A 7,081-nucleotide genomic window follows, 5' to 3' on the forward strand; every position below is an offset into this window, starting at 1 on the left:
GGGTGGTAGCCTGACGCGTCCGGATCAGCGGGGGACTCGGCGTGTTGCTCGGTCGGCGCAGCGAGCGCGAGGTCCTCGGCCGGCTGGTTCTGGCCGCGCGTGGCGGCGAGGGCGGGGCGATCGTGGTGCATGGAGAGCCCGGCATCGGGAAGACGGCCCTCATCGAGGCCGCAGTCTCATCCGCGCAGGGGTTCCAGGTCGTCCGCACCGTCGGCAACGAGGCGGAGATGGAGCTGCCGTTCGCGGCACTGCACCAGCTCTGCCGGCCGGGGCTCGACAACCTGGAACGGCTCGCGGGGCCGCAGCGCGACGCCCTGCGTGTCGCCTTCGGGCTCAGCGCCGGGGATCCGCCCGACCGCCTGCTGGTGGGCCTGGCGGTGCTCAGTCTCCTCGCCGAGCTGGCCGCCCGGCAGCCCGTCCTCTGTGTCGTCGACGACGCCCAGTGGCTCGACACATCGTCCGCGCAGGCTGTTGCGTTCGTGGCGCGTCGGGTGGCGAGCGACGCGGCAGCGTTCGTGTTCGGGACGCGCCGGCTCACCGACGAGCTCACCGGCCTGCCAGAGCTGGTGGTCGCGGGACTGGGCGAGCGTGACGCGCGGGCGTTGCTGGATTCGGTGCTGCCCGACCGCGTCGATGAACGTGTCCTCGAGCGGATCCTCGCCGAGACGCACGGCAATCCGCTCGCGCTGCTCGAGCTGCCACGGGGCCTGACCCCGTCGCAGCTCGCGGGGGGGTTCGGCCTCCCGGGATCACTGCCGCTGGCGGGTCGGATCGAGGAGAGCTTCCGGCGGCGACTTGCCGGGCTCCCGTCGCCGTCCCGGCGCCTGTTGCTGCTCGCAGCCGCCGAACCGACCGGTGACCCGGTGCTGATCTGGCGCGCGGCCGAGCTGTTGGGCATCCCCGAGTCGGCGGCCGACGCGGTCGAGGCCGAGGGCCTGATGGACCTCCGCGCCGCCGTGGTCTTCCGCCACCCGCTGGTCCGCTCCGCCGTGTATGGCGCGGCCTCCCCGGGGGCTCGGCGGGAGGCGCACCACGCGCTCGCGGAGGCCACCGATCCCGCGGTCGACCCCGACCGGCGTGCGTGGCACCGCGCGCAGGCGACGTCGCGCCCCGAGGAGGACGTGGCCGTGGAGCTGGAACTCTCGGCGGGTCGAGCCCAGGCGCGGGGCGGGTTCGCGGCGGCGGCTGCGTTCATGGAACGGTCGGCCACGTTGACGGCCGATCCCGCCCGGAGGGCGCGCCGGGCGCTCGTGGCTGCCGAGGCAAAGCGTCAGGCCGGTGCCCTCGATGCCGCCCTGGGGCTGGCGGCCACGGCGGAGCGAGGACCGCTGGACGACTTCCAGCGTGCCCAGCTGGACGTGCTCCGAGCCCAGATCTCGTTCGCGACGCAGCGGGGGAGCGACGCCCCGCCTCTGCTGCTGAAGGCTGCCAACCGGCTGGAAGGCCTCGACGTGCGGCGGTCGCGCGAGACCTACCTCGATGCACTGACAGCGGCGATGTTCGCAGGCCGGCTGGCGAAGGGCCCCGACGCACGCGCCGTCGCCAGGGCGGCGCGCGCAGCGCCGCGGCCTGCCGACCCTCCCCGCGCGTCGGACCTGCTGCTCGACGGCCTCGCGCTCCTCATCACCGATGGATACGCAGCAGGGACACCGGTCATGCGGCAGGCGCTGGACGCGTTTCGCGGCGGCTCCGCCGCCGTGGACGAGCGGTTGCGCTGGTCGTGGTTGGCCGGGCGAGCCGCCGGATTCATCTGGGACCATGACAACTGGGACGTGCTCACCGCCGACCAGATCCAGGTCGCGCGCGATGCAGGCGCGCTCTCGGTCCTGCCGCTGGCCCTGAGCACCCGCGCCGGCGCGCACATCTTCGCGGGCGAGCTCTCGGCGGCCGCGTCGCTGGTCGAACAGAGCAGGGCCGTCGCCGATGCCGTCGACAACCGCACCGTCCCCTACGCAGCGGTGGTCGTCGCCGCCTTCCGCGGGCGCGAGGACGACGCCCGTCCGCTCATCGACGCCGGCGTCGAGGATTTCGTCGCCAGAGGAGAGGGCATGGCGCTCAGCATGGCGCGCTGGGCCACCGCCGCGCTGTGCAACGGGCTCGCCCTCTACGACGAGGCATTCGGTGCTGCTCGGCAGGCGCTCGAGGACCCCGATGAGGTCTGGTACTCGCCGTGGGCCACGGTCGAGCTCATCGAGGCGGCGAGCCGCACCGGACATACCGTGGCCGCGGCGACCGCACTGAAACGCCTGGGCCAGGGCACGGACGCGAGCGGGACGGACTGGGGCCGTGCGGTCGAGGCGCGATGCCGGGCCCTCGTCGGCGAGGGTGAGGTGGCCGAAACCCTGTACCGCGAGGCGATCGAGCGGCTCGCGCCCACGGCGATGCGGCTCGACCTGGCACGCACCCATCTCGTCTATGGGGAGTGGCTGCGGCGCGAGCGCCGGCACGTCGATGCGCGCGAGCAGCTGCGCGCCGCCGACGAGCTCTTCACCGGGTTCGGGATGGAGGGGTTCGCCGAGCGTGCGCGCGTCGAACTGCGCGCCACCGGAGGGAGCGCTCGCAAGCGGACCCCGGAGACCAGCGACGACCTCACGCCACAGGAGGCACAGATCTCACGGCTCGTCGCTCAGGGGGCGACCAACCAGGAGATCGCCGCCCAGCTGTTCATCAGCCCGAGCACCGTCGAATATCACCTCTACAAGGTGTTCCGCAAGCTCGGCGTCAAGTCCCGAACCCAACTTGCAACTCGCGTCCACGCATCGAGGGCCTTCACGGGAAGTCCATAGTCGACACCTGCCGACCCGCAGGACTATGGGTTTCCCGGATGCCAGCCCGGCCTCAGCCCTCCGACTATGTCCACAGGGACAAAGCGCGAGAGGACATGGCAGTGGACAACGAGCAGATCATCCGGAAGGCCTACAAGTACGCGGAGGACTACGACGTCCCTGGCTGGGTCGCCTCCTTCGCGGAGGGTGGGACGTTCACAGACGAATCCACGGGCATCGTCTACCGTGGCCCGGACGAGTTGGGGATCCTGGTCGAGGTCTACAAGACGGCCTTCTCGGACATGCATCGGGAGCTGTACCGCTTCTATACGACCGGTGACATCGTGGTCGTGCAGCTCGCCCTGCAGGGGACCCACGACGGTCCGCTGAAGCTGCCCCAGGGAACCATCTCGCCCACCGGCAGGCGGATGGACGCGCCCTGCGCCGACGTCTTCGAGGTGGTGGACGGCAGGATCAAGCGTTTCGACTGCTACCCGTCTGGGACGGTCATCCTCACGCAACTCGGCGTGCTCGGCGATCTCGCCGCCGCCCTGGTGCGCTGAGAAGGAGGGATATCCGTGGGCGACACCCCGGCGTACTTCGACAACTATGAGAACTTCGCGATCACGCGATCTTCGAGCGGTGTTCTCACGGTGCGATTCCACACCCAGGGCGGGGAGCACACATTCAACGGGACCACCCACCACGACTTTCCACGGCTCATCGAGGACATCGGCTACGACCGGGACAACAAGGTGCTCGTGCTGACCGGCACCGGAAGCACCTTCATCGACAGCATCGACGGCCCCAGCCTCGGCGACATCACCAAGCCGTGGAACGCAGACGTCATGTACGTCGAGGGCCGGCGCGGTCTCCAGCGGTTGGTCGACCTCGAGATCCCGATCGTCGCCGCCGTGAACGGCCCCGTCTCGGTCCACAGCGAGTACGCCCTCCTGGCCGACGTGGTCGTCGCCAGCGACACCGCCGTCTTCTCCGACGTCCCCCATCTCGCCTTCGGCATCGCCCCCGGAGACGGGCTCTTCGTCGTCTGGGAGGAGGTCCTCGGGCTGAACCGGGCCCGCCACCTCGAGATCACCAGCGGCTCGTTCACGGCCCAGGAGGCGCTCACCTGGGGGGCCGTCGCCGAGGTCGTACCTCAGTCGGAGGTGCTCTCCCGTGCCCACGCGCTGGCGGAACAGATGACCGCCCGACCGCAGCTGACCAACCGATACATGGCGGTGGTCTTCCGCCAGCGGATCAGCCGCCGTCTGGCCGAGGGCACGGCGCTCGGGATGGCGCTCGAGTGCCTGACCGCCGCGAACCTGGCCTACGCGGGCCAGGGCTGACCGCGTACGGACGCCGTCGATGAAGCTCAGGGTGAATGGCGCGGACATCGAGGTCGACGACCGCCACGCGAAGACCCCGCTCCTCTGGGTGCTCAGGGACGTGCTGGGGATGCACGGAACCAAGTTCGGCTGCGGAGCCGGCTTCTGTGCGGCGTGCACGGTGCTGATCGACGGGCGGAACACGAAGTCGTGTCAGACCGCGACCGAGCGGGCCGTCGGAAGGGCCGTCACGACGGTCGAGGGGGCGTCGGGCCGCGTCGTCGACGCGATCCGAAGCGCGTGGCATCGCGGCAACGTCGTGCAGTGCGGTTACTGCCAGCCTGGCCAGACCCTCGCGGCGGTGGCGCTTCTCAGCTCCGAGGCTTCGCCGGACGACGCGACGATCGACGAGTGGATGAGCGGAAACCTCTGCCGGTGCGGGACCTATCCGCGAATCCGGGCCGCCATCCACGAGGCGGCGGGCATGCTCGCCGCGGGGACCGACCCCGGCCCTCTCACCGCGCCAGCGGAGCCGGAGGTCCGGCGACTGACCGCCGAGGAGATGGCCGACCCCGTCCATCCGTACATCCGGATCCGCGACGACGGGATCGTGGTCGCGTTCTCCAGCCAGATCGAGATGGGACAGGGCGCCCACACCGGGCTGGCGACGATCGTGGCGGAGGAGCTCGACGCGGACTTCGACTCGGTGCGCGTGGTCAACGCGGCCAACGGGGCGGGCCCCAAGGGCGACGTGTATGCGACCCCGTCAGGGGGCGGCGTCTTTCAACTCACCGGGGCGTCCACCACCACCATGGGAAACTGGGGCCGGTACCGGCTGGCGGCGGCCCAGGCCCGGGCCCGTCTCGTCGAGGCGGCGGCGGACGCCTGGGACGTGCCCCCCTCCGAGGTGGAGGTCGAGCGCGGCGTCCTGCGTCACCCCACCGGGAAGGAGGCGACCTTCGCCGGGCTGGCCGCGCCGGCCGAGCAGCTCCCCGTTCCCGACGGCGTGCAGCCGAAGGACCGGCCGCAGTACCGGCTGATCGGACGCGAGGGGCGGCTGCGCGTCGACACCGCCGCCAAGATCCTCGGTGACACCCGCTTCACCATCGACGTGACCCTCCCCGGGATCCTGACCGCGGTCGTGCTGCACCCGCCGCGCTTCGGGGCAGCGATCGCATCGGTCGATAACAGGACGGCGCTGGCCGAGCCCGGAGTCGTCGCGGTGGTTGCGATCGAGGAGGGAGTAGCCGTTGTCGGCGAGACCTACGCCGATGCGTGGCGTGGCGTCCACGCGCTGGTCGTCGACTGGGATGACACCAACGCCGAGCGGCGCAGCTCGGAGGAGCTGCTGGCCGAGCACGTCCGGTTGGTGGAGTCCGGCGAGAAGGCGGTGGTGTCCCGCGACGACGGCGACGTCGACCAAGCCCTGGCCGGCGCCGCCACCGTCGTGGATGCGCTGTACCAGCTGCCCTATCTCGCCCACGCGCCCATGGAACCGAACAACGCGGTGTGCCGGATGCGGGAGGACGGCGTCCTCGAGGTCTGGGCGGGCACCGAAGGGCCCATGTACACGCAGATGTCTGCCGCGCAGGCGGCGGGCATCGAGCAGGCCTGGGTCGAGGTCCACGTCACGTACGCAGGAGGCTCGTTCGGGCTCCACAGCACAGCCGAGCACGATCCGACCGCGGAGGCCGTGCAGGTCGCGCGCGCCCTGGGCTGGAAGCACCCGATCAAGCTGCAGTCGTCCCGGGAGGAGGAGTTCAAGGCCGGCTGGTATCGCCCGATGGTGGTCCATCGCGTGCGGGCCGGCGCGGACTCGACAGGCCACCTGACAGCCTTCCACCAGCAGATCGCCGCTGCTCCGGTGTCGGTGAACATGCCGGGCGTCCGCGACGTGATGTTCACCAACGGCGTGGACTTCTTCACGATCACCGGCGCCTCCGAGCCGCCATACGCGTATCCGAACTTCAGACTCGAGTCGACCAACGTCGAGACGGGCGTCCGGACGATGGTGTGGCGGTCGGTGGGGAACTCGCACACCGAGTTCGCCCGCGAGTCGGCGATCGACGAGCTCGCGATCGCCACCGGTCGCGACCCCGTCGACCTGCGCCGAGAGCTGCTCGCGGGCAGCCCGCGAACTCTGCGGGCGCTCGAGCTCGCGGCCGAGCTCTCCGGTTGGGGTTCCCCGATGCCGGAGGGCAGGGCGCGCGGCATCGTCTCCTCCGGCTTCCTCGGCCACAGCGCCCACGTCGTGGAGATCTCGCTCGACGACCGGCAGCGCATCCACATCGATCGGGTCGTCGCCGTCATCGACTGCGGGATCGTCGTCAACCCCGATCTGGTTCGCGCCCAGGTGGAGGGCGGCCTCGTCTTCGGGTTGAGCGCGGCCATGTGGGGCGAGGTCGTGCTCGGCCCGGGAGGCGAGATCGTCACCCAGAGCTTCGACCGCTATCCGGTCATGCGCATGCGCTCGGTGCCGCGGATCGAGGTCCACCTCATCGAATCGGCGGAGCCGCCGACCGGGGTCGGGGAGATCAGCGTCCCCTCGTCGGCGCCGGCGCTGGCCAACGCGGTCGCCGCGCTCACCGGGACCCGGGTCCGCCGGCTGCCCCTCTCGAACACAGTCAAGTTCCACTGAAGGGAGGAACCCATCATCGCCGACGTCAACCGCCGAGACGCGATCAGGATGGGAGCCGCTGGCGTGGCCCTCGCGGGATTGGGGGTGCGCGGGGCCGGGCAGGCGTACGCGGCGACCACCAGCGGCGTCCACGTCCACGGAACCCTGCGCGTGCTCACCGACACCGCCGGCGGACCCTTCGCCACCACGACGGCGGAGCCGGGTCCCGAGATCCCCGTCGACATCCCGTTCATCATCAGCATCGACGCCTGGGGGCCGGACTCCGATCTCAGCGGTCAGGGATGGGGCGAGCTGGCCGATCTCTCCGACAGGACGCAGCCGGCGCGCGTCGACCCCATCCAGCGCATCTACAG

Annotated in this window: 5 protein-coding genes; all 5 read left to right on the plus strand. The window is 71.1% G+C overall.

The genetic code is table 11. From position 1 onward, the window contains the following. The first annotated feature begins 41 nt into the window (after positions 1-41). Positions 42-2,786: a LuxR C-terminal-related transcriptional regulator gene (locus tag VGL20_10335; protein ID HEY2704078.1), complete on the plus strand. Its 2,745-nt coding sequence runs from the start codon at positions 42-44 to the stop codon at positions 2,784-2,786. Positions 2,787-2,881: 95 nt separating this feature from the next. Continuing rightward, positions 2,882-3,328: a nuclear transport factor 2 family protein gene (locus VGL20_10340; GenBank protein HEY2704079.1), complete on the plus strand. Its 447-nt coding sequence runs from the start codon at positions 2,882-2,884 to the stop codon at positions 3,326-3,328. A gap of 15 nt (positions 3,329-3,343) precedes the next feature. Beyond that, on the plus strand, positions 3,344-4,111 hold the full coding sequence (locus tag VGL20_10345) for an enoyl-CoA hydratase/isomerase family protein (GenBank protein ID HEY2704080.1): 768 nt from the start codon (positions 3,344-3,346) through the stop codon (positions 4,109-4,111). 19 nt (positions 4,112-4,130) lie between these two features. Further along, positions 4,131-6,728, plus strand: coding sequence for a molybdopterin cofactor-binding domain-containing protein (locus VGL20_10350; GenBank protein HEY2704081.1), 2,598 nt, complete (start codon positions 4,131-4,133; stop codon positions 6,726-6,728). Between the two features lie 63 nt (positions 6,729-6,791). Continuing rightward, on the plus strand, positions 6,792-7,081 hold a 290-nt coding region (locus VGL20_10355; protein HEY2704082.1), incomplete at its 3' end, for a hypothetical protein.

Source organism: Candidatus Dormiibacterota bacterium (genome assembly GCA_036495095.1).
GTDB lineage: Bacteria > Chloroflexota > Dormibacteria > Aeolococcales > Aeolococcaceae > CF-96.